A 23,139-nucleotide genomic window follows, 5' to 3' on the forward strand; every position below is an offset into this window, starting at 1 on the left:
AGGCGTTTTAGTGAAGTACAAAATATTTATTGTTGCCGCTTTATTCTTATCCATAGCGGGTTGTTCAAGTACTATGGGTGGCTATATTGTCCCAGGAGAATCTATTGATCGTAATTTAGTTTACAAGGTTGAGAAGAATACGACTGATGAGAGGGGGCTAGATGAAATTATTTCACTTCAACTAAAGAAGAAAGGGTTGAAGGTTTTTGCTGAATCGTCAGATACTTCTAAAGACTATGATGTGAAAATTGTTTATGGGGGGCAATGGCAGTGGGATGTGACGTGGTATTTACTAAATGTGGATATCCGTTTTTATGAGAAAGAGTCCAGCCTGCTGCTAGCCTCAGCATATTCACATAGAACGTCCTTAGTCAGGAAAAAACCTTCACAAGTAGTTGATGAAGCTATTTCTGCACTATTTACTTTAAACAATAAGGAAGGAAGATGATTAAAAATACACTACTACTATTTTCTGCGGTATTACTAACTGCCTGTGTTTCAAGCCCGCCTGTTTTGGTCCCAGACTCACTGAATAATGATTCTATTTCGGCAGTTGGTATGACTTGTAGTAGCCCTCATAAACTGTCGCAAGATTGTTCTGGCTTATCAGGACCTACTAAAAAGATCTCTATATCTGGCATGAAAATGAAGGTGGCTGGAACAAGTGATGGTACGGTTATAGTTATGTTTGGAACAAGTTCGATGAGTCCAAATATGCAGGAAATTAATACCAGCTATGAATTGATAAAGCGTGAATTAGTAGCCAATAAAATTGGCATTATTAAGGTAACCCCTGTTATTTCTTCAAATATTCTTTTTGGATATGCCATAGAAACAGATAAGCCATCTTATAAGCTTATATCCAAACAAAGTAGCTAACAATCACTTAACAAATTAAGGCAGCGGACACAAAACTGCGTTTTTGGTCCATTGCTTAAAGCGTTAACAGTCGGAGGAAATAATCAACCATGTCATGGTTTTGGGATGCTTTTCAGCAGAGTCAGATCTCGGATAATCAAAAACTGAGTAGTGATGCAAAGCATGATTCTAAAGCGGCGCTTTCATCAGTCCGCGAGCTGGAAGAGAAAGTAGATCGTTTATCTTTGCTATGCCATGCACTATTTGAGGAGCTTGAGCGTTCTACAGGGTTCTCTGAGAGTCAGCTTAAAGAAAAAATGGCTGAAATTGACTTACGTGATGGGAAGCTAGATGGGAAATTTGACCCCATATCTGGGAAGAACTGCCTTGATTGTGGCCATAAAATACGTAAGTCGCGCCCAAATTGCTTTTGGTGCGGCGCCAGTCTCAAAAGTATTGGTTGAGCCCCAGTTAACAAAGCAATACAGCTGACGTCTTACTTGGTGCACTTCTTGTACGGTCGCTGTGCTCCTATTTTTGTGCAGCACACAAAGCAAGTTGCTACTGATTGCGGTGTTAATAGGCAAGAATAGTAGGTGCAATAATCACAGATTATGGAAGATAAAATTATTTCAGCAGTGAGAACGTTTGCTAGCTCGATAAACTCGGATAGTAAATTCATGGCCGATATGTCTGAACTAATTGAAGTGACGTCTCAGCTGCCTCTTTCGAGTTTTGATCACTGGGAACGTTCTATTCGTTCAGAATTTTCTTCGGCTATAAGGGAGTCTGTTCCCCCGAAGTGTGGGGTATGGTCAAAATCCAAGGAATTAGTAACTTGGCTCGATCTTACTAGCTGGGATGGTTACACACGTGAAAAAGCACTGCGAGCCCTTTCCGGGGCTGCGCCGAATACTTTCTTTTTCTCTCTGGCGGTTCGTAGACTCAATGATTGGGTGCCTCAAGTCCGTAAAGCCGCAAGGGAAACGCTTCTTGGGGTAGCTAGATCGACTGATCCAAAATTTGTAGTTGATGCACTATGTGTCACGCTTTCTAATTGGAACTCGTGGGGCAGGATAGAAGAAATAGATAAAGAGGTTCTTCTGAAAATTATCTGCGAAGAGGAAATAGCAAAGTCTCTTCGGTCTAAGTTAATTTCATCGGCTTCTGGACCTATGCTTTCACTCTTTTCTCAACTTGGCCGCACACCGATACTTGATGAGAAAATTGAAGAAATAGCTCAGTCTGCAATTCAGCCTACGGTTCGAGCTAAGGCATACCGCAGCTTATTTGAAGGGCGAGTAGCATGGATCGAAGGCCGAAAATGGGTGTGGACTGATATAAGGTACTGTGAAGGCAAGCTAAAACCTATCGTAGGTGAGCGAATGCTAGAAATTGAAATTCCGCTACTAGACTTATTAAAACGATCATCTGAAGATCGCTCGTCCATCGTTAGGCGCCTTTCAGCAGAGATATTGATACGGGAGTTAGGCAATTTAGGTATGAAAGCACGAGTATTCGCTGAGCGCTTTGCTTCAGATAACTCACACTCTGTATCAGAAAGGGGTGAGTTTGCTTTAAAGAAATTAGACGAAGCTGAGCGTGGCAGCACCTCTTAACATGCGCATGTTGTCGGATTAGTTTTCCGCTGCGCTACAAACAAGACACAAATACGGGCATTAAAACTTAAAAGGAATCGCGCATGAAATATGTTTTATTGGCACTATCTTTAATTATTTCTTTTTCAGTTTTTGCCAATCCAGTACCCGAATTTCCGTTTGTGATTGTCACTGAAAAATTTGAGCAAGAAGTTAAACCTGACTTGGTAAAAGTGCGCTTCAGTCTTTCAGCATATGATAAATCGTCAGATAAGGCGATGGATCAATTAACCAAGTTTTCTGCTCAAATGTTAGAAATCTTAAAAAGTAACGAAATTCCCATTTCAAATATCGAATCAACACAAATCGACAAGACCACTAAGCGAGCAAGAAAAGATGGAGCATACAACTTAGATATCTTGGGTTATGAGGTTCAGCAAGGATTCAATTTGCGTATTACTGATCTTACGAAGTACCCTAGCATAATGAATCAGCTAATCCGGTTAGACGGTGTTCAAAATATAGATGCATTCTTTGAAACTACTCATGAAGATGAGTACAAAGAAAAAATGATTGTTGATCTGAGCTTCAAAGCTAGGAAAAAAGCCGATGCCCTTGCTAAGGCCCAGTCTAGAACGGTCAAGAGTGTCTATGGAATTACTACCGAAGAGAATTTTGGGCAGGCATATGCAACTTTTTCATTGGAGTACAGCCCTCAAGCGTATGCTTTAGCCATGGAAGCTGATTCCTACGGTATGGATTTAGTAATGGCAGTTCCTGAATTTATCAAAGTAGGCCAACGAATAACCGCTATATATGAATTGAAGTAGGCGTCGTGCCAAGCTGCTGTAGGCACTAGGTAGTGCTAACTTGAGTGACGAATACGAGAAGTCTCTCCTCTTGTTTCTTTACGACAACTTAGAAAATGGTACTTATGGTAGGGAGGACCTTCACACAATCGATGAAAATCTAGCTAGTTCGGAAATTTTTGACCAATAAGAAAATCAATTTCATTCCAACTCTACAAGCTACTTACCATGAGTAGGTAAGTGGTGATATATTAGATCTATGAGGTACCTAGCCTAGGTGTTGAGCTTTATGATTTTATGGTCAATATTGTGTTTCGAGTTAGAATAATTTTACTGTTGTTATTTTTGAAAAGCTCTTCAGTCAGCGCTTGTATTAAAATTGAAAATTTTATTTTTGAGAATATAATTTCTGCTAACCATGTTTTTGTTGGTAAGGTAGAAAATTATATCGTTGTGGACAAGAATAGATACACCGGAATGCCAAGGCATGCTCTAATAACTTTTTCAGTAGAAGAGGAGTTATTTGGAAAGCACGATAGCTCTATCGTGGATCTTTTCTGGACTAATTCTACCTTTGGATTGCCCGGTCAATTGGATGAGGATCGCTATTTGGTGGCATCTGCAAAGGTGGGTGGTCAGGGTATCATTGAAACCCAATATCCATTCAAATTATCAAAACTTGAAGGAGTTTTGCAAGCTCCGTGTACTGCACCATTTTTGCTGAAACCAAGTGTAGATAATATTGAGAAAGCTAAAAAAGCTCTGAGTGTTGTGTCTGCGAGACAGATGAAGTAAAGAATATTCTCATCATTACTTCCTGGGTTTTGTTTGCCGAGCTAGCGACTACTACAGTCACCACCAATGGAAGTTCTATTTTTGATCGGATCTGCGCATTGCTTTTTCTACCCCTCGTAGCTTATTCGGCCTTAGATAGTGTCTCAAACGGCTTGGCTACCCTACAAAGTGCAAGTCCGCACCTCTTTCAATCCTTCACTCGTCTTTCGAACCTGTGTAGCCAGAATCTCTGGATTCGTTACTGCCACTTATAAAGATGGTAGTAGTGAAGGACCTGTTGGCGCGGGATGGTAAAAAATCAGGAGATTAATGAGTTCGAGGAAGAGGCGAGTAAAGGTGCAGTGTATCGACTTGTGTTTACAAGATAGTGAGGTTTAGGCATAAAGCTTGGGTGGAGGCTAAGCAGGTGATATTGAGCACACCGTGTGCAAGCGCCAGGTGGGTGATGGAGCAGTTTAGAGGGCTCAAGTGGATGGCAAGCCATAAACCTCAAATCTTCGGTTTTTGGCTATTTAGATAGATTGATATTGAGTGAAAAATATACAGTTGTGCATTCTATAACAAAGATCAGCAGCAGCTGCTCCTATTTTTAGGTGAAACTCAGTAACTTATTGATACTTTTAGGATTCTCAAATAGATACAAAGCAGCGAAAATAATGAGATATAAAGACGCTACTTTATATCTATTTTGGTGCATTTGTACCAAGTATAGATAATTGATTGAATTTCTTAGTTTTTTCCTTCTCGAAGGAGCTAGGGCATATAAATATAAAACAGGGTGATATAAAGAAGCTTCTTTTGAATTAACTGTTAGCTTCAAGATGAAATTATGATAGACATCAGTATTAGAGAAGATATATTAAGTCGCCTAGAGAAGACTGAAGAAAAATTTGATGTAACGATTCTTATGGCAATTGAATCAGGAAGTAGAGCATGGGGGTTTGCTTCACCTAATAGCGATTATGATGTCCGTTTTATCTATGTAAATAAACCTGAATGGTATCTATCGGTGGATTTGGAAGATAAGCGGGATGTGATTGAATACCCAATAGTTGATGATATCGATTTAAACGGGTGGGATGTAAGGAAGGCTTTGAAACTATTCTGGAAATCAAATCCTGCATTTGTCGAGTGGATCCAATCTTCAATATCTTACATTGATGATGGTTGTTTTCGTGATAAGTCATTAGAGCTGCTGCCTGAAATATATTCTACTGAAAAGGGTATATATCACTACAGAAGTATGGCAAAAACCAATTATCGAGGGTATTTACGTGAGGAAATGGTGCCGCTTAAAAAGTATTTCTATGTCTTGCGTCCATTATTCTCTATACAGTGGCTTGAAGAATATGGTACAGCCGCTCCAATAGAGTTTGAAAAAGTATTATCGTTAGTAACAAACAATGAGTTGCTTGATACAATTCATGCTCTTTTAGAACGCAAAAGGGTGAGCGAGGAAAAAATGCTGTCTCCGGCTATTCCCTTATTGAATCAGTACATTGAGGAGCAACTCACTCGTTTGGAAGATATAAAACTCCCAAAAGCTGATAGAAGCATTGAAATGGCCCAGCTAAATGAGCTTTTTCATTGTATTTTAGGTAATAAGCTAACAAGGGGCTCAATTTGACGCCTATCGACGAAAATTAGCTCGGCGTTAGGTGCCCAGAGGAATTATGAGCGTAAATCTAGAAAAGCACCGAAGAATGAAATTACGTAAGGCTACGGGAACTCGTGTTATTAATTCGCCTGAGCCGGTTCCATTCCATCGTGGTCCCGAATACTTGGTTGCTCATGTATGCTTCAATTGCCGAAAAAGTTATAAAAGACCTGTTGAGTACTCTGGTAAAAAGGCGACTCGATGTCACCCTTGCCCAGGTTGTGGCGAATGTATGCATGAGATGGGACGTAGCTTTAAGGCACCAAAGGCAGTTGATAAGAGGCAGTGGCGTAAGGTACAAATTCTATTCGCTGCTGGGTTCCGATTCATCAGCTGTGGTTCCCATGAGGGCGCCAAGTTACCTGCTGAGCTAAGTGAACTAGAAGGTTTCTTAATCAATAATCAGGTGCACCCGCTAAAGGTAGCAGCACCTAACAAGCTAATGTTGCCGGACGGTTACCGCGATGCGGCAACCGCCGCAAGTTAGAGCGTTATGTGAAAGGAAAATCATGAAAATAGTCAGCATCTTCATAGTCTTTGCTGGGCTCATCGTTACAGGATGTGCCACTACAAATACATCTTCTGTGGCGATAACATCAGCAAAGCCGTCACTTACATTTTCGCAAGAAGAAACTTGGAACCTCATGGTTGGAAAATGGTACGGGAGTCAACCGACTAAGGATGGTGGTAAGAGACAAGAGATAGTTGAGAGATTTCCGCAAGGAACCTACAAGATTATTTTTCGTATTTATGACAAAGACGGAAAAATCAAGGAACAAACCGAAGCCGGCCAGTGGGGTGTGTCAGGCCCAGTTTATTTTGCAATATTTCGTGGTTGGGTTGAAGACAATCATCTTTCTCCGTCTAACCCCGCTGATCCGTTTAATTATGATGCTTATCGAATCATTAAACTGGATAACGAGATGTTAGAGTATGAGAGCTATAGTTCTGGGAACAAATATGTAATTAAGAAAGTGTCCAATGATTTCCAGTTCCCAGGCTAGTGATTCACATAACAAGCGGCTCAAATATGCAGGCAGCGCCTGCCGGACTTACTGCTGCGAAGCTCGCTGCTTAGTCGGGCGTTATGTTTTTCAGGAGAGATTTCGCAGTGGGCTGATGAAAAAAATCTTCGATGTGACGAGCCCGATGAAATGATAATGGATCTTTTGTTAGCCAACGATGAGAATAAGCAATATAAGGTTTTATCCCAGCTTGATTTTAAATGCGAAAGTGAAGCTTTTGATAGTGTTGCATCCAGAATTGCGGAATTATATGAGTGTAACAAACTCGATTTTCATGAGGTTCCAAGCAAGCTTATTTTAATGAGTTTTCATTCGGTAAATTTAAGCAGTGATCAAGCTAAATGCTGTAGCTGGCTTGATGATGAAACCTGCTTAATTATGCAGGGTATTAAAGAGCAAGGCCCCGCAGAGGTTGAGCTAAAAGGATTCATGGAAATTGTAAAATTAAAATATAACAGGTGCCTGTAATTTGACTTCCGGCCACTGTTACCTTTTGTGCAAAACCCGCACAAAATTTGCCATCAAAAATTTGCTTGGTGAGCCGGGCACTATTGACAATGGAGTATTGATGTCTCAACCAAAAGATAGAATTGTAGTAGCTAGCGATGTAAATCCAAGAGATGGCATTGGTGTCGAGATTTATAGAGACGACGAACTTGTCATAGAGATATTTCGAGATGATACGGAGAAAACCCGCACTGTCACAGTATTCAAAGAGTCAGTAACTCTTGAGCTGATGCAAGAATGTATTGAAATATTCAAAAAAGAAATCCCATGGGATTTTATTGAGTATGATGAATAAACACATAATAAGCGGTTCCAGAAAAAGAATTAGCGATCGGTAAGATCTGTAGAAAAAGATTTACTCAGACTTGAAGGTTCAAACAAATGAACATAACTATCACAGGCAAGTTGCTTCGGTCCCGCGGGCCTGTGCGGGTGTTTTGCTCCACCTACTGTGGGCTTTATAAGTTAATTGCAAGAAATTCAGTAAACCCAATGTTTAAAAGCTGATCCCGGACACCTATAGGTTAAATAAATTACTTTAAGCTCACGTATTTTTTCTTTACTGGAATTATTAATAGCTAAGAAGTAGGTATTAGATCAGGCCTGAGATGCCTCCCTCTGATTGATCATAGATTGAGCATATAAATGGAGCATCGGTATGACTGGTTCGGTTGATAGAGGTTTATTATTACTTGATGTACTGGCAGAGAAATAGATCTAGCAATCGCATACGCTCAGCGTACCGAGCTGTATTTTTCTGACAGAGATTTCAGCTTTTCAGCTGTCTCCAAGTCGGAACTAAACCATATCTGTAGTGGGTAGGACTCAAGAATAACGACATCTTTTACTTGTCCTAGTTGTTCCAGGCGCTGTACTTCGCGTAAAACGGGATCAGGTGTCTTTAGACTGCCTCTCACCATCACACGATGCCATTCGGGCTCATCATCGGCCATTATCCCGCATGCACCTAGAAAAAAGATCAAAGGAATAAGTATTCTCATATTATTAACAAAGGCGCCCAAGGGCGCCTTTTTCCGAACTTGAGTGTGGTATTTTCACTTTATGGATAAGTGGCAATCCAATCCTGCAAGGTAGTATACACTGTGCTGGTTAAGCGAGTTCCGCAGTTCTGTGAGGGCGATCCAGTGGTGTGGATTCCGCGAACGGTGTTATTAGTATCTTTAATCCCACTGCCACTTTGGCCACCAGCTGTATCTAATGTATAACACACTCTATAGGTACTTGAGGATGTACTACCTGAGTCAGTCCACATAGTAGCAAATGGCTTATCTCCTGGGTATCCAGTAACGCTATGGGTTCCGCTCGAATAGACCCCCCATCCTGAATATCCATTGTGAGGTGGTTCCGCTAATACAATAATCGCATAGTCATAGTTAGTGTCTCCATTATTATGCCATGCGGTGGTAGTCACAGCATTGGTCCAGGTTTCACTGCCCCAGGGTTTATAACTACCAGATTGGGCCACCGTGAAATCAAGAGAACTGAACCAGTTGCCGGAACCATCAGAAACACAGTGGCCTGCCGTCAAGACATGTTTTGCTGTAATCAATGTACCGGTACATCCCACATCAATGCGGCCATTATACCAGTGGGGATTTTGCACAGTATTAGTGATTTGAACTCTGTCGTCAGTGCCTATTACAACTGTGGGTAGCAGTCGTTCCTGACCTTCGACCATAGTGGGCAATTGCCCTTTAGAGGAAAAAACACTTGCATCCAAGCCTTGAGACTCAAAAATCGCTATAGCTTGCTCCAGCAATGAAAGCGATTTCTCATCTACGTCTGCTACATATTGCTTACCGTCTGGAGTAACCGCAATGGCGCTTAAAGAAGAGGTGCGCTCTATTAACGTATATTCTTTCTTTACAGCAGTCTCGTCTACTACCGGCTGCTTGGCAACATTATGCCCGCTGATGAAACTTGCGGCTTGGCCTATCTCAACAAAATTGTAAAGGGGATCTGCATATGATGCCCCTGAGAGTACTGCTAGTGAAAGAAAAATATGAGTTCTATTCATATCTAATCCCTCTAAATTAATAGATGTTTAGTAGCGGTACGACCATTTTTTATTTTCACACTTAATTCTTGTGCGGGCGCATAATATAGTACTTTCGTGCATATTTACAACTCGATGATTGTAAATTAGAAGCTAACCAGCGCCAGTTTTCATACCAAAGAACGCTCTAAGTATTTCAAGAAATAATTAACATTCTTTATATGAAGAATTAAAAAAGCCTGCTGCTGCTGATATTTGTTGAAATACTAAACAAATGATTAAAGATATTCTTTCAGTCAGACTTTTAAGAAACCATTACTTGTTGTACTTTTACAAATATGAAAAAAATTATCATCAATAATTCCATATAAAATCTATGAAAGTCACACTTGATAATTTAGAAATGCTAAATTAATCGGCTTGTCTGAAATCTGATGTCATCTGTTTAGCTTGTCCTATGAACAGAAATCACACCTTAATCGTTATATTTATATATATAGTTTTATTATCTTAGAAGGATAAAGCAGGTACTGGAGTACAATGATTCTGTACGCCCAAAGATTGGGACTCTGCAATTTAGGTGAGAGTTTTATGCAACGAAGTTGTTCCAACTCTTGCCGCCAGGCAGTTCTGGAAGGAATTACTAGCTGAATAGGCTGGCGACATATTGGCGTTCTGCCGTGAGAGGAGGCAATGATGGAGGGGGTTAACGATTCTACAATGGGCTACTTTGAGCAACCATGTTGCATCGTATCCATATAGGCCTGCTCCAAGTAACTTATGGCCGGATCTGCAATTAAGTAATTTCTACCTTTGTTAATGATCATTTATTTAGAATTTAAGGGATCGTTGGGTACCTTCCATTGAATCCTTACTAGTCATACTTTTATTTTAATGGTGAGTATATGTTCATATCTCTCATACGAACTTATGTTTTCCTTTCTTGTCCTCCGTAAATAGATAGCAACTTAGCGCAATGGTAACTTGCACAAAAATTAGGAATTTTGATTTTCCTTAAGGAGTGGCGCCCCTGACTTGATGCGTCTGCAATGTGCATTTTATCGCCTAATTCAGTTTGTTCGACGCTTTGCTTGGTTCAAATGGTTGTACTTCACTTATTAGCATGGTGACAATGGCGATCTAAAGTAAGAGGGGTCGATAATGATAAAAATAACAGCCAAATGGTTTGGTGGAGCTCTATTGATTGGGGTGGTTGGAGTTTCAGCCTTTGCGGCCAATGCGATTTATTTTAAGCCTTGGGCTATAAATGTGTATTTTGAAAGAGCATTCATCAAAATTCAAAGTACCAGCCCGGAAACGCTGTCAATTTTACGGATTCTTGAACAATTTGGATTTGATGGCCACAATGCCCATCTTGATGATATTTCTGAAAAGATGGTACAACATAAGCTTCAGATAGTTAAGGATGAGCTATCTACTTTAAGGAAGTATGATCGATCTAGTCTCAATGATCGACAGGCAATTTCCTATGATATTTTTGAGTACTACCTGGAAAGCATGGTAGAGGGAGATCGTTGGAAACATCATAACTATCCTCTCAATCAGATGTTTGGTGTTCAAAATAAGCTGCCGGAATTTCTTGTTGAGTTGCATCAGATTAATAGTATCAAAGAGGCTGATTATTATCTTTCTCGCTTAAGTGAAGTGGATAGAAAATTCTCTCAGGTATTAGATGGATTAAGAATTCGGGAACAAAAAAAGATCCTGCCTCCGCGCTTTGTAATTGATCGTGTGTTGAAGGAAATGCAAGGATTTATTGATGTTCCAGCTCAAGAAAACATACTCTATACCTCTCTGGAAGAGCGCCTGAGTGTGCTTGAAACTCTACCAGACCATGAGCGTACACGTATCCTTGATAGGGGAAAGATACTAATAGAAACCGAGGTCTACCCCGCTTACGTAAGCTTGATCGCCTATTATCGAGAATTGCAGCTTAAAGTTACAGGGAGCCATGGAGTTTGGGCTCTTCCGGAAGGTGATGAGTTTTATGCCTATCAAGCACGTGTTCATACCACTACAAATCTGACTCCTGATGAGCTGCATGATACTGGCTTGAAGGAGGTGACACGCATAGAGGAGGAAATGAATACGATCTTTGCTTCTATTGGTCTTGATAGAGGTAGTATCAATTATCGTTTTTCAGCAATCAATAATGACCCTCGGTTTATTTATGAAAATTCTGATAAAGGACGCGAGCAGATTATCAGAGATTACCAATTGATAATTAATGAAATTAATGAAGGTATTGATGACTATTTCAATTTAAAACCGACAGCGAGAGTAGAGGTTCGACGAATAGCAGAGTTCAAAGAGCAGGGTGCACCTAAAGCATACTATATGCCCCCAGCAATTGATGGCTCACGCGGAGGAGTATTTTATGTGAACCTGCGCGATGTTCATGAAACCAAGAAATTCAGCATGCGAACTTTAGCTTACCATGAGGCAGTTCCAGGGCATCATTTCCAGGAAGGGATTGCGCAGGATCTAGAGGAGCTGCCAACTTTTCTTAAGGCAGTATCAAATACTGCTTATTCAGATGGCTGGGCTCTCTATACTGAGCAACTAGCAAAAGAGATGGGTTTTCAAGATGATCCTTATGATGATCTTGGACGATTGCAAGATGAGATGCTTCGGGCTGTACGTTTAGTGGTGGATACCGGCATACATCACAAGCGTTGGGGTCGGAAAGAGGCAATTGAGTACATGGTGGAAAAGACCGGTATGGCGAGAACTGAGGTCATAACTGAGGTTGAGCGCTACTTCGTAATGCCAGGGCAAGCTGTGGCTTATAAAACTGGCATGTTGAAAATACTGGAATTACGTGAAGGTGCACGTCAAGAACTAGGAAATAAGTTTGATATCCGTGAATTCCACGATGTTGTATTAACCAACGGCGCTGTACCCCTGATGGTATTGGAGCAATTAATTGATCAATGGATAGTCAATAAAAAGGGCTTGGAGAGTTAATAGCGGGGGCGTTTCAGTGGATACCCTTTACTGTTTCAGAGTTATTATGCATTAGTTGTAGTGGAGCTAAACAAGACTCTTTGAAACGTTTGAATTCGAAGTTGAGCTTAACTCATTTACTGAAACTAAATCTCATGCTATGAATGGCCCGCATTCGCAGGCCATTCTTATTTATCTCTTAATATTTCCATTGCAGTGTTATGACTAGGTACTTAAGTAACCCCACTTCCCGGGTGGCTTGGGCTGCTTCGACCAGCCGTGTTTTCTCGCGTCTACTTAGGCCTGTTCCAAGTAGTTCATTGTAGGATCAATGACTATTCTAGGTTGATGGTGTGGCTGTAGGTGAGTTCCGTGCTTGCAAGTGAAGCCTGGTAGTTCATACAGCGTCACATTCATATGGAAGGTCCCGGAGCCTACCCTGAAACCGCGCACACGGCGGCGAAACTCAGTCTCCTGATGTTGTTCGCGAATCATCTGGGAATAGAGCAGTTTAGAGTCAACATTGGTAACTACTATAATGGCTGTAATGGTTTCCCGACTACTTAGCCGCACTCCGGTAGCGCGACCACCATCAATCAACACCTTCTTAACTTCAGCTTTTATGCGAATGGTGACTCCGAGATACTCAGCCTCTTTACAGATGGCCTGGGCGATAGCACCTATATCACCCATATCACCCATGGCATGACCCCAAGCGCCTTTCTCACCATTGACCTTACCAAATACATGGTGCAATAACTCATAATCAGAGCTGCAACGATGTTGGATACCCACCAATTGGAGAGTACTGAGGTGGGAGTCAAACGCTTACATCATTTAATTGGTTGTCAGAGGTTCTGCGCAGAAACAGGCGGTATGCAACTCACGATAGCCGCTCATCGGACAGTTGATAGGAATTTAGGCAAAGAGCCACACAAGCAAGATAGTAGTCCTTGATGAATTTTCTGAGTTTAGCGGTGGGAAAAGAAAGCGCTGGCAATCCTTAACCCATGCATCCTTGGTTTATTCGGTTACAGTTGCCAGCCCCTCCAGTCTACTGGCTTTAAATAGCGGCTCAGCTGAAAAGGTAAGCCTTTGGGCATCCCGGCGCTCCTTGCCCACCAGAGGTGGGTTGCTCGGTTGAGATTGCAGCGTGAATACGTTTCTGGATCGAGTGGTAATTGGGACTGCGATATCGAGAGTAAAGATCTCGGCCCTTTTTGCATTCTATCTTCAACTCGCTGACGCTGGTGCTCACAGTTCTTCCCGGATTTGGCCCTCCTACCGCAGAGGAATGCCCTTCGCACACAGCGGGAGATATAGTGATATAAGGTATTGTATTCCAGGTTTGGTTTTGCAGTTCATTTAATAGCCGTATATGATTCGCGCCCGCTTATTGTAAAGAATCGCACAGTGGCTAAAAGGCCTCGATTTATACAGCTCAAGTACTATCGCACCAAGTATGCAGGCTGAGTGATTGAAAAGGATTGTGATATGGGATCGCGAACAACGGCATTTAATTTAAAGCTTGTACTGGCAGGTCTCACTGCGGTCTTATTAGGTTGCGGAGGGGGAGGAGGCAGTGACTCTTCACCTGAACCCGAGCCACCAGCCCCCCACCCGTGACGTATTCACTTTCAGGGGCAGCCGTAAAGGGACCCCTAAGTTTTGCCAATTATAGGATTCATGAAGTTTCTTTTGAGGCGGCGGACTTAAAGGGGGATATTGTAGCGAGAGGTGAAACCACAGAGTTAGGTAAATTCACTGAGGGAGGCTTAGATCTTCCGGGTAATGGTTACTATCTAATTGAATTTTTGGCTAGTGATGCCACGGTAGACCTAACGACAGGAATGGCCCCAATCCTTCCTGGCCTGTCGACAATTGTTGAATCTGAAGCTCTCGAGAAATCTAAAGATATCTTCGCAACACCGCTAACAACCATCGTAGTTGATCTGATCCGGCGTGGAAATATCGAAGATAAGCAGGGATTGACCGATGCTTTGATATCTCAATCTCTGATTGTTAAAAGTCAGTTAGGCTTTGAGCTGCTAGATAAGGTAGACCTTTTTCATACGCCACCAGTGGCTTTTGGGAATGAGGCCGATCTTGATGATATTTTGAGCTACCGTACCGCTTCTGAAGCTACCGCGTCTCTTGTGTGGGCTCTTAAAAACGAGACAGATATAAGCACTTCAACAGTACTGGAGTTGTTAGTTTCAGATCTAACAGATGGGGCGTTAGATGGCCTTGCCGAAGGTCTTGATACAAATACCACGCAGGCAATACAAGATAATTACGACTTTTTGTCCAGGCTGAACGTTGGTGAGCTACCTGTGCCCAACACCTTTGACCCCGAGTCTTCAGACGCTGAGACTCCTCTCAAAGTTGGTGGCTTAGTTAAGCTCCTTATTCATGAAACACGCCAATATGACAGTTCAAGAGAGATCTCAGCCTGGGGGATAAACCAAAATACTCCATTATCAAAGCTATCGGAGCCGACTTAGATGGGGATGGTACCCCCAATGACGTTGACAATGATATCGACAATGATGGCGTAGAAAACGAGAACGACGCATTCCCTTGGGATGAAACAGAGTCATCAGATCTGGATGGTGACGGAGTTGGTGATAATGCTGACCATTACGATCTTGATGCGTTGTGCTCCCGGATAAATGAAGGTGATGGGGAGACCTGTTTCGCTACTCTGACCGATACACTAGCTTTGGATGAAGTATTTTCTGATGCGAATGGTGTTATATATCTCAGCTTCTCTGAAAATGGGGTTTACAATTTTTACCAGTGGAGTTTAGAGACCCAAAACTTCACTGGAAAACTTGATCTAGTAGTTGATGATCAAAGTCCCCAGGTTGTACGTTACCATGATGAGCACAAGAGAGTATATCTTGCTTATAGTGACGGCTGGATCCGATATTTTTCAATTGATACACCTGAAAAGATAGTTGACCTCATTCAAATGCCTGTTGGTGCAACTGGACTGGCTGAGGCGGGTAATTATTTATTGCTTCAAGATAATCAGGGAGCTTGGTACTCACACCATGTCTTGTCTAAGGATGGAAATTTATTAGATAGCAAGGATTGGAATAGGTATTCTCATTATTACGCTTGGAACGACGTAAATAGCCGGATTTATCATTTTAGAGATGGCACGTCCCCTAATGATATACATTTTGAGGAAATCTCTCAGTCGAGCGGCGCTATAGGTGTCCAAGGGGAATCTCCCTACCATAGTGATTACACTATCAGAGGCCCCATTCTGATTGTGAACGGTGGTAATGGAGTACTGCTTGGTAGTGGTGATTATTACGAAGCCAGTGACTTGAGTTTTATTGGTTCTCCAGTAACTAGTTTTGATTATGGGTTTTCCGATAGTAGTGTGATTGTAACCCTATCAGCGTCTGTTACTAATAATAGAAGCTCTTTAGTTGCTTACAATAATGATTTTGAGGCGTTTTTTTCTGCTACCTATACAGGGCTTCCTGAGGGCTTAGTACAGTTAGATGAAGTGGCCTTAGTCATTACTTATACTGAAAATCATGGCCGAAAGTATCAGCTCGTTGAGCTGTTGGATGATATAGATGGCGATGGAGTTCCGAATAGAGAAGATGCATTTCCAAACGATAGGGCTGCATCAGTAGATTCTGACCTCGATGGCGCGCCCGACTCATGGAATGATGGGTATGATCCGTCTGTGGGAGAATCTAGTTTAAGCCTCGATTTATTTCCTCTGGATTCAGCCTGCTACCTTGCAGAGCATGGCATAAATGGTGTTTGTGATATTCAAGGGCAAGTGCAGGTCAAAAATGTAGATGATGTTGCTCGAAGAGGAGACGTGCTTTATTTACTGGATGACAATTCCAGCTCAATCTGGAAGTGGGATACGGTAGCTGGTAAATATTTAAATCCTTTACATTTGGGGCACTTTGAGAGCAACGGTAAGGCGCTGTCTATTAATGTCGACAATTCATCTTCGATATTGGTTGGTTTTGAGAATGGTAAACTTCTTGAGTTTAGTGAAACTTTACCTATAAAAAACCAGGAAGTGGCCTCGTTTGAGGGTAATCTGGAAGCATTAATAAGTGCTGGTGATTTCTATGTGGCAGTTGCTGGAGGTGGTTCAGGTAGCGCTTATTTGAATTATCACTTGCTTAATAAAAGCTTTGTGATTAGGGATAGTTACAATTGGGTAAGCAGCTCACAGGAGCTGTTTTACGTGGAGGAAACCGGCCGGTTTTATCATTATTCTTCTTATGGAGATTTAAATAGCTTTAATATTGATAATGATAGAAAGGAGTTTTCCGGGTATCAATATTATTACTTCGGAGAGTCTTTAGGTGCATGGCTGTCGCAATCACCGGATGGTAAATTGTTTGTGACTGGAGAGGGGAATGTTATCCAGGGGTACCCCGCTAACCCCCTCGTTAGCGCACTTGATTTGAGCTCTTTATCTGAGGATGTGGGTGCGGAGATACAGCTACAGGATTTCACCTGGAGCGAGAGTGTTGCTGTTGGCCTGGTTAAGGTAGATAGGGAATATCTTTTAGCAATTTTCAGTCATGATCTTAGAGAAATTCTATTTAAACAATATCTCGATATCGATACCTATATAGACCTTATTGCTGATGAAAATGGTGTAATACTAATTCATCAATCAATTGGCAATGAGCTGAATATAGTAAATTATCGGTATGAATCTGATGCCGATAACGATGGCTTGCCAATGTGGTGGGAGTTGGCCCATGGTTTGGATGACACTGACAAACTAGATGCCTTGAAGGATTCGGATGCTGATGGCCTAAATAATCTTGAGGAGTTCTTAGCCGGCAGTTCGCCTTTGATGGCAGATACGGATCAGGATGGGTTGTCAGACTTTGACGAGGTTATCACTTACTTTACCAATCCATCTAACAGTGATACAGATGAAGATGGTATGCCGGATGGCTGGGAAGTACTATTTGGACTGAATCCGTTGGATGCTTCCGATGCCGATAGTGATTTGGATAATGATACGTTTTCTAATCTAATCGAGTACCTTTTGGGCTCTGACCCAACTGAGGAGTTATCTTTACCCTCTCCAATCGATGAATTCTATTTTTCTTTTGAAAATCAAGAATTGCCGGGGGCTGGGTCTCACAGGGTAGCCCACAATTTGTCACTCAATCAGCTAGTGATGGGGTTGTTAGCTTATTTACCGAAGGTAGTTGGGGTATTTCTACAACCAATTACTTTTCCCCTGTAGAGTTTTCTCTACAAGCACGATCTACCTGCTATTCCATCTATGATGCTGAATTGGTTATTGAGCTAAATGGTGAGAAATTATTAGGTGTGTCTGTCTCCCAAACATCATGGGAAAAGATATCTGTTCCCATTACTGAGGGTTATCATACATTAGATGTGAGGATTGAATCCTCAGCTAACGATTGTGGCATTTTGATTGATGAACTGAAGGGGGTTTCTCTTCCTACAATTTTTGAAGTGGGAGCCTCTGGAATTTCTATTTTTGAAAATAAGCTTTACTTACTTGATGTCGATGGTCGTGAAATAAAAAGTTTCGACATCCCTAATCCGAGTGGAAGTGATTTCACATATGCACGAGATGCGGTGATTTTGGATGATGGAAGAGTAGCGATTTTCAATGGGACATTTGAGCCTTATTTAAGTGTATATTCACTAGAGTCAAATCTTTGGGAGCATTATCCAGCGCCTGGTTGGAGTATTATTAATAATTTGAGTTATGGCGGCATAGATGCTGTTGGTGAACTAGTTTTCGTTACCAACCAGTCAACGAGTGGCAGTCCTAGTCAAGGGTATGTGAAGTTTGACTTAGCAAATGGTTCTGTGAACTATGTAGATGCAGACTCATTTATAGATCTGACAGTTGGCGCAGATGGCTATCTCTACGCATTAAGTGGCAGTCAGGTTTCTCAATTCAGTCCAGAGTCAGGAATTCTGCTCTCCAACATATCTATTGAAACTTCCCGGGCAATTGCGGTAGATGAGGCTGGTAATATTTTTTCAGCTACCTGGAATGGTGAGATACATCAGTTTACGGCTGGTGGGGTTTTGCAAAAAACATTATTCGTTGGCCAGAGCTTTAATGATCTAAATCTCCGTAGTAATGGGGAGTTAGTCGCTGCTACAGCATATGACGGACTATATCGTGTCACGGCAGACTTAAGTAGTTTTTCCAAGCTAGATGCGCGGGGTAAATTTGTAGATCTGACACCAGATTGGGACTCTGACAGTGATGGACTTCCTGATTGGTGGGAGTATGGCTTTGGATTAGATCCGAAGAATGTTGCTGATGCGGGCTCCGATTTGGATGGGGATGGCTTATCTGCGTTGCTAGAGTACACCTTTGGTACTCATGCGGACAACCCTGATACTGATAATGACGGCGTTAACGATGGCGATGAACTGTTGATTTATGGTTCTAATCCTTTTGTTGTGGATACAGATGCTGATGGTTTGTCTGATGCAGCAGAGGTGGAATTAGGTACAAGTTTATTGGAGCAAGATAGTGACAACGATGGGCTTACTGATTTTACAGAGGTGAAGGAACTCGGCTCAAATCCATTACTTGAAGACACAGACAGTGATGGTATGGGAGATATGTACGAGTTTGAGTATGGTTTGGATTTGTTGGCAGATGATAGCGCTGGTGATATTGATGCTGATGGCCTGACCAACCTGCAAGAATATACCTTGGGGTCTTCCCCAATAGATATAGACACAGATGGTGATTTCCTTTCGGATTTTGAAGAGTCGAATACCTATGGTACATCCCCAATTATTGCTGATACTGATGGCGATCATATGCGGGATGGATGGGAAGTGCTTTATGCGCTAGACCCCATTGATGCTGACGATGCAGCAAATGATGAAGATTTTGATTCTTTTACAAATTTTGAAGAGTTCTTCTCAGACACTTCACCTATTGATAGCAATAGTTACCCCTTACCTGTGGTATGGGCGACATATCAAGGCGGAGCAGCGCATACTGGTTATACACCGCTACAGCTAGATGTAGATAATTTCTCTCACCATTGGTCCGTGACATTACCTAATATGACGAAGTTACACCCGGTAGTGGTGGCTGATGGTAAGGTCTTCGCATCTAATGATTCCTATTTTGCTGAGCATAGAATTGTTGCCCTGGATACAAGCACGGGAGATTTGGCATGGGAGCGCGTTTATGATGGTATACATTCTATAAACCCCCCAGCTTATGACAGTGGAAAAGTCATTTTTCAAACTGGTGGTCATGGGGATTCCTTTATACGAGGGCTTGACATAGATGATGGCTCACTATTGTTTGCTACTAAATATGAAAATCAGTGGACAACTTATATGTCTCCAACTGTATATGATGGAGGGATTTATACTGCGGGGGGTATTACGGAGGACTTTACTCATTTGATCTGAGTGATGGATCGGAGTCCTGGTTTACATCAACAGATCATTATCAAGATTTTACCCCAGCTGTAGATGAAGAGTATGTATATGCATTTATTACTGATCTACAGGTTTTTTATCGTGATTCTGGTGAATTAGCCTATAAGATTGAATATCCTAATCTTGACTGGAGAGGATACGATGTAAATGTGGCCACAGTTTTGACTAGGTATAATAATGTTGTGGCAATTCAATCGGGCTCTTTAGTTGTATTTGATCTGGATGAACGCAATATTTTGTGGGAGAAAACTTCTGTTGGGTTTTCCGGGCAGCCATCCTCTAGTGGTGGAGTTATTTATGCCTTGCAGTCTGGCATTCTGAAGGCTATCGATGAAGAAGATGGCAGCGAAGTGTGGGCCTGGGAGGCGCCAACGTTGTTAACTTCAAATATTGTGGTAACCCGAACGCATATTTTTGTTGGAGATTCCTCACATACTTATGCCATTAATATAGGTACTCAGGAGCTGGACTGGAGTTTTGAATCTTCCGGGCACTTAAGTCTTGGTGATGACGGAACCCTGTATATCGCTGGCTCTGAGTTGACTGCTATTTCGCTACAGTAACTGAATCTTTAATTAGATTGGGTTTTGTTTACTGGGACGGCTGTTGGTATGGTGGGGTAACTCACCATGCCATCAGTATTCGTTAGCTTGACGCAACCATAGTCTTATAAGGCTGCTGTGTAGTAGTCCAGGTAGACATAGATCATACAGGCTGTCAGCGCTCTCCCATTATGGTCCCTGCACTTGCCAGCAAGTGCAGGGACTTATTCAAATAACGTATATACCAGCTGATCTCTTGAGTGGTAAACCTTGGCCTGAACACTCTATAAATAGTGGCCGCACTGGGTTCATAAGATCAGTGCGAGCCAGTCTCATCTATCTTTCAGAATCTCCATTGCAGCGTTATGTCCAGGCACTCCAGTAACCCCACCTCCAGGGTGAGTGCCGGAGCCACAGAGATATAAATCTTGAATCGGCGTACGGTAATCTGCAAAACCCATAAAGGGGCGGTTGCTCCAAAGCTGGTCCAGCCCCAGGGCGCCATGGAATATATCGCCACCCATCAAGCCAAACTTGCGCTCTAAATCCAGAGGTGAGTGAATTTGCCGGGCGATGATGGCGTCACGGAAATTGGGAGCATAGTTAGTGACGGTATCGACAATGGTTTGTGCCGCTTGCTCGCGGTAGTCGTCCCAGCTATTGCCGTCCGACAGTTCTGGAGCAAATTGCTGGCAGAATAAGCTGGCGACATGGTGGCCCTCGGGGGCTAAGGAGGGGTCGATGGTAGAGGGTATCAATATCTCTACAATGGGCTGCTTCGACCAGCCGTATTGTGTCGCATCCACGTAGGCCCGCTCCAAGTAATCCATGGTGGGGCCAATGACTATTCCAGATTGATGGTGTGGCTGTAAGTGAGTTCCGGGCTTGCAAGTGAAATCTGGTAGTTCAGACAGCGCCACATTCATACGGAAGGTTCCGGACCCTACCTTGAAGCCGCGCACACGGCGACGAAACTCCGGCTCTAGGTGTTGTTCGTCAATCATCTGGGAGTAGAGTAGTTTAGGGCCAACATTGGCAATTACTTTGCCGGCGGTTACGGTCTCTCCATTGCTTAGCTGCACCCCGCTAGCGCGACCACCATCAACCAGGACTTCTTTAACTTCGGCGTCTGTGCGAATAGTGACCCCCAGGCGCTCAGCCTCTTTACGCATGGCTTGTGTGATAGCACCCATGCCGCCCATGGCATGACCCCAAGCGCCTTTCTCACCATTAACCTCGCCAAACACATGGTGCAGTAACACGTAAGCGGAGCCGGGAGTACTGGGAGCGGCATAGTTACCGACAATAGAATCGAAGGCAAATGCTGCTTTGACATGGTCATTTTCAAACCAGGCATCCAGCACGCTGGTAGCGCTCTTGGTAAACAGGTCGAGTGCATCCCGGCGAGCTGCCATACTGAGCTTTTTCGCTCTCATGCCAAAGCTACCAGCGCGAATCAAATCTACAAACCCGCCACCCACGTTGGGGGAGAGCGTAGCAATTCTTCACGTAAAATATCCGCTACGGTTTCCAGCATGGCATAAAAGTCGGGTAGAGTGGCTGCATCCCTTTCTGAGAAGCGGGCGACCTCTGTCTGTGTATCTGCCAGATTATTATGGAAGGAGAGACTCTCACTATCTGTAAGTGGGAAAAAGTTTGACTGTGGCCGTAACTTGATGTCCAGGCCATGCTCACGCAAGTGAAGGTCTTCGATGATTTTCGGGTTGAGCAGGCTCACGGTGTAGCTCGCTACCGAGTTTCTGAATCCTGGGTGGAACTCTTCAGTAACTGCAGCTCCGCCAACAATAGTCCGGCGCTCAAGAATTGTTACTTTTTTTCCCGCTTTGGCTAAATAGCAGGCGCAGACAAGGCCGTTATGGCCACCGCCAACAATCAAAAAATCCTTCATTATTATTCTCTGAGTCGTTAAAGGGTTTATTGATTGTCGTCAAAAAACGCTCAAAAATAAAGAGCCCCAAACTTGGTTGGTATCGCAAAGTTAATCGACTGTTAAGTGGCTCATTGCTTTAATGAATTGATAGTAAGGTAGCGGCACATATGCTCTAAGTTCTTTTGAGTGGGCCCTAAAAGACCAGTGCTCGCAAATATTTTGGCCAAGATTGTAGAATTTTCGGGAAGAAATCCTACTAAACTCAGTGAATATAAATAGTCTTGAGGTAAGGGCCAGGCAACCTTGCTATTGACATACCAGCATTTCTTACTTTTTATTGTCTTTTTTTATCGAATCAATAGTATAAATTACCATGCCAGTAGGCATTTCAGAGAACCAGTTCGCAATCTTATATGATGCAGATTTGTATAAATTTTCAGATTTCTGCCATCCTTTTAATTCCATTTTTCCGACAATAATACAAAGCAATAATTTCCCTTCAATATCAATTTTTGATCCATGCCCGGAAATAATGTACTCGGGTTTTTGGTTGTTAAGCTTAATGTGATAATTAGCGTCAGCTGCTCTGATCGTAATATCCAAAAAATCTGAATTACTTTGAGATTTCTTAGTGATAATAGATGCCGAAGTGCTATCAATGTATAGGTGGACTTGTGCAGATTCACTTGACTCCTTAAAATCAAAATTGGATCTATTTATTAATTGAAGTATATCTTCGCTGAAAAAAGCAGAGTTGGCGATTGCGCGCTCAGTAACAGATTTCAGTGAGTTAAAGTTAGAATCTTTTATTTTATTGTTCAGTATTTCGCTAGAGGCTGTGTTACTTATGAAGTAGATACAGAGTGCTGATAATAAAATCAGTATTTTCATCGGCCCCCTCTATCTTAATTTAAGAAGCATTTTTGTAGATTGAGTAAGAGAATTAGTGCATGTACAAAATTATTATATTAGATTGACGGCTAACAATTAAGTTCTACTA

Annotated in this window: 22 protein-coding genes; 16 read left to right on the forward strand and 6 right to left on the reverse strand. The window is 42.3% G+C overall.

All coding sequences use genetic code 11. The features are described 5' to 3' along the window. Positions 1–10 precede the first annotated feature (10 nt). The 11 genes from P3339_RS08360 (at position 11) to P3339_RS08410 (ending at position 7,544) form a co-directional block, all read left to right on the forward strand. Positions 11–448 (forward strand): hypothetical protein, encoded by a 438-nt coding sequence (locus P3339_RS08360; RefSeq protein ID WP_282953027.1) that lies wholly within the window; start codon positions 11–13, stop codon positions 446–448. Beyond that, positions 445–879 (forward strand): hypothetical protein, encoded by a 435-nt coding sequence (locus tag P3339_RS08365; RefSeq protein ID WP_282953028.1) that lies wholly within the window; start codon positions 445–447, stop codon positions 877–879. Before P3339_RS08360 ends, P3339_RS08365 begins: the two co-directional genes overlap by 4 nt. Before the next feature lie 89 nt (positions 880–968). Next, positions 969–1,322 carry a hypothetical protein gene (locus tag P3339_RS08370; RefSeq protein ID WP_282953029.1) on the forward strand — a complete coding sequence of 118 codons (354 nt, stop codon included), beginning with the start codon at positions 969–971 and terminating at the stop codon, positions 1,320–1,322. Between the two features lie 150 nt (positions 1,323–1,472). Next, the gene (locus tag P3339_RS08375) at positions 1,473–2,477 is read left to right on the forward strand and encodes a hypothetical protein (RefSeq protein ID WP_282953030.1); all 1,005 of its coding nucleotides are present in this window, start codon (positions 1,473–1,475) and stop codon (positions 2,475–2,477) included. 83 nt (positions 2,478–2,560) lie between these two features. Further along, positions 2,561–3,286, forward strand: a complete 726-nt coding sequence (locus tag P3339_RS08380) for an SIMPL domain-containing protein (protein ID WP_282953031.1) — start codon at positions 2,561–2,563, stop codon at positions 3,284–3,286. Positions 3,287–3,562: 276 nt separating this feature from the next. Beyond that, positions 3,563–4,060: a hypothetical protein gene (locus tag P3339_RS08385; RefSeq protein WP_282953032.1), complete on the forward strand. Its 498-nt coding sequence runs from the start codon at positions 3,563–3,565 to the stop codon at positions 4,058–4,060. Between the two features lie 829 nt (positions 4,061–4,889). Next, positions 4,890–5,687 (forward strand): nucleotidyltransferase domain-containing protein, encoded by a 798-nt coding sequence (locus tag P3339_RS08390; protein WP_282953033.1) that lies wholly within the window; start codon positions 4,890–4,892, stop codon positions 5,685–5,687. 262 nt (positions 5,688–5,949) lie between these two features. Continuing rightward, positions 5,950–6,204: a hypothetical protein gene (locus tag P3339_RS08395; RefSeq protein ID WP_282953034.1), complete on the forward strand. Its 255-nt coding sequence runs from the start codon at positions 5,950–5,952 to the stop codon at positions 6,202–6,204. 22 nt (positions 6,205–6,226) lie between these two features. Then, a complete protein-coding gene (locus tag P3339_RS08400; RefSeq protein ID WP_282953035.1) occupies positions 6,227–6,721 on the forward strand; it encodes a hypothetical protein in 495 nt (164 codons plus the stop codon). 156 nt (positions 6,722–6,877) lie between these two features. After that, on the forward strand, positions 6,878–7,210 hold the full coding sequence (locus P3339_RS08405) for a hypothetical protein (RefSeq protein WP_282953036.1): 333 nt from the start codon (positions 6,878–6,880) through the stop codon (positions 7,208–7,210). A gap of 100 nt (positions 7,211–7,310) precedes the next feature. Then, positions 7,311–7,544, forward strand: a complete 234-nt coding sequence (locus P3339_RS08410) for a hypothetical protein (RefSeq protein ID WP_282953037.1) — start codon at positions 7,311–7,313, stop codon at positions 7,542–7,544. A gap of 439 nt (positions 7,545–7,983) precedes the next feature. Here P3339_RS08410 and P3339_RS08415 read toward each other — a convergent pair whose 3' ends face one another. Further along, positions 7,984–8,202 carry a hypothetical protein gene (locus P3339_RS08415; RefSeq protein WP_282953038.1) on the reverse strand — a complete coding sequence of 73 codons (219 nt, stop codon included), beginning with the start codon at positions 8,200–8,202 and terminating at the stop codon, positions 7,984–7,986. 107 nt (positions 8,203–8,309) lie between these two features. After that, the gene (locus tag P3339_RS08420; RefSeq protein ID WP_282953039.1) at positions 8,310–9,287 is read right to left on the reverse strand and encodes a trypsin-like serine peptidase; all 978 of its coding nucleotides are present in this window, start codon (positions 9,285–9,287) and stop codon (positions 8,310–8,312) included. Positions 9,288–10,427: 1,140 nt separating this feature from the next. On the opposite strand from P3339_RS08420, the gene P3339_RS08425 reads away from it, so the two are divergent. Beyond that, positions 10,428–12,254, forward strand: coding sequence for a DUF885 domain-containing protein (locus tag P3339_RS08425; RefSeq protein ID WP_282953040.1), 1,827 nt, complete (start codon positions 10,428–10,430; stop codon positions 12,252–12,254). 276 nt (positions 12,255–12,530) lie between these two features. Here P3339_RS08425 and P3339_RS08430 read toward each other — a convergent pair whose 3' ends face one another. Beyond that, the gene (locus P3339_RS08430) at positions 12,531–13,028 is read right to left on the reverse strand and encodes an FAD-dependent oxidoreductase (protein ID WP_282953041.1); all 498 of its coding nucleotides are present in this window, start codon (positions 13,026–13,028) and stop codon (positions 12,531–12,533) included. A gap of 827 nt (positions 13,029–13,855) precedes the next feature. Between P3339_RS08430 and P3339_RS08440 the strand changes: the two genes are divergently transcribed. From P3339_RS08440 to P3339_RS08455, 4 genes are all read left to right on the forward strand, one after another. Continuing rightward, positions 13,856–14,737, forward strand: coding sequence for a hypothetical protein (locus P3339_RS08440; RefSeq protein WP_282953042.1), 882 nt, complete (start codon positions 13,856–13,858; stop codon positions 14,735–14,737). A gap of 218 nt (positions 14,738–14,955) precedes the next feature. After that, a complete protein-coding gene (locus tag P3339_RS08445; protein WP_282953043.1) occupies positions 14,956–17,490 on the forward strand; it encodes a hypothetical protein in 2,535 nt (844 codons plus the stop codon). Positions 17,491–17,540: 50 nt separating this feature from the next. Continuing rightward, entirely contained in the window at positions 17,541–19,676 is a 2,136-nt protein-coding gene (locus P3339_RS08450; protein WP_282953044.1) for an outer membrane protein assembly factor BamB family protein, read from the forward strand. Beyond that, positions 19,673–20,269 (forward strand): outer membrane protein assembly factor BamB family protein, encoded by a 597-nt coding sequence (locus P3339_RS08455; protein ID WP_282953568.1) that lies wholly within the window; start codon positions 19,673–19,675, stop codon positions 20,267–20,269. The genes P3339_RS08450 and P3339_RS08455 overlap by 4 nt, the downstream gene beginning before the upstream one ends. A 311-nt stretch (positions 20,270–20,580) precedes the next feature. Here the strand turns inward: P3339_RS08455 and P3339_RS08460 are convergent, their stop codons facing one another. The 3 genes from P3339_RS08460 to P3339_RS08470 form a co-directional block, all read right to left on the reverse strand. Further along, positions 20,581–21,684, reverse strand: coding sequence for a phytoene desaturase family protein (locus P3339_RS08460; protein ID WP_282953045.1), 1,104 nt, complete (start codon positions 21,682–21,684; stop codon positions 20,581–20,583). Between the two features lie 26 nt (positions 21,685–21,710). Next, positions 21,711–22,157: a phytoene desaturase family protein gene (locus tag P3339_RS08465; RefSeq protein ID WP_282953046.1), complete on the reverse strand. Its 447-nt coding sequence runs from the start codon at positions 22,155–22,157 to the stop codon at positions 21,711–21,713. A gap of 309 nt (positions 22,158–22,466) precedes the next feature. Next, a complete protein-coding gene (locus P3339_RS08470) occupies positions 22,467–23,030 on the reverse strand; it encodes a hypothetical protein (protein WP_282953047.1) in 564 nt (187 codons plus the stop codon). Positions 23,031–23,139 lie beyond the last annotated feature (109 nt).

The sequence above is a fragment of the Microbulbifer sp. MLAF003 genome, assembly GCF_030012965.1.
Classification (GTDB): Bacteria; Pseudomonadota; Gammaproteobacteria; order Pseudomonadales; family Cellvibrionaceae; genus Microbulbifer; species Microbulbifer variabilis.

Bases quoted from the DNA above. Each gene is read 5' to 3' on its own strand.
- P3339_RS08365 (WP_282953028.1), top strand. From the start codon at position 445: ATGATTAAAAATACACTACTACTATTTTCTGCGGTATTACTAACTGCC.
- P3339_RS08370 (WP_282953029.1), top strand. From the start codon at position 969: ATGTCATGGTTTTGGGATGCTTTTCAGCAGAGTCAGATCTCGGATAAT.
- P3339_RS08375 (WP_282953030.1), top strand. From the start codon at position 1,473: ATGGAAGATAAAATTATTTCAGCAGTGAGAACGTTTGCTAGCTCGATA.
- P3339_RS08380 (WP_282953031.1), top strand. From the start codon at position 2,561: ATGAAATATGTTTTATTGGCACTATCTTTAATTATTTCTTTTTCAGTT.
- P3339_RS08385 (WP_282953032.1), top strand. From the start codon at position 3,563: ATGGTCAATATTGTGTTTCGAGTTAGAATAATTTTACTGTTGTTATTT.
- P3339_RS08390 (WP_282953033.1), top strand. From the start codon at position 4,890: ATGATAGACATCAGTATTAGAGAAGATATATTAAGTCGCCTAGAGAAG.
- P3339_RS08395 (WP_282953034.1), top strand. From the start codon at position 5,950: ATGCATGAGATGGGACGTAGCTTTAAGGCACCAAAGGCAGTTGATAAG.
- P3339_RS08400 (WP_282953035.1), top strand. From the start codon at position 6,227: ATGAAAATAGTCAGCATCTTCATAGTCTTTGCTGGGCTCATCGTTACA.
- P3339_RS08405 (WP_282953036.1), top strand. From the start codon at position 6,878: ATGGATCTTTTGTTAGCCAACGATGAGAATAAGCAATATAAGGTTTTA.
- P3339_RS08410 (WP_282953037.1), top strand. From the start codon at position 7,311: ATGTCTCAACCAAAAGATAGAATTGTAGTAGCTAGCGATGTAAATCCA.
- P3339_RS08415 (WP_282953038.1), bottom strand. From the start codon at position 8,202: ATGGCCGATGATGAGCCCGAATGGCATCGTGTGATGGTGAGAGGCAGT.
- P3339_RS08420 (WP_282953039.1), bottom strand. From the start codon at position 9,287: ATGAATAGAACTCATATTTTTCTTTCACTAGCAGTACTCTCAGGGGCA.
- P3339_RS08425 (WP_282953040.1), top strand. From the start codon at position 10,428: ATGATAAAAATAACAGCCAAATGGTTTGGTGGAGCTCTATTGATTGGG.
- P3339_RS08460 (WP_282953045.1), bottom strand. From the start codon at position 21,684: ATGAGAGCGAAAAAGCTCAGTATGGCAGCTCGCCGGGATGCACTCGAC.
- P3339_RS08465 (WP_282953046.1), bottom strand. From the start codon at position 22,157: ATGAAGGATTTTTTGATTGTTGGCGGTGGCCATAACGGCCTTGTCTGC.
- P3339_RS08470 (WP_282953047.1), bottom strand. From the start codon at position 23,030: ATGAAAATACTGATTTTATTATCAGCACTCTGTATCTACTTCATAAGT.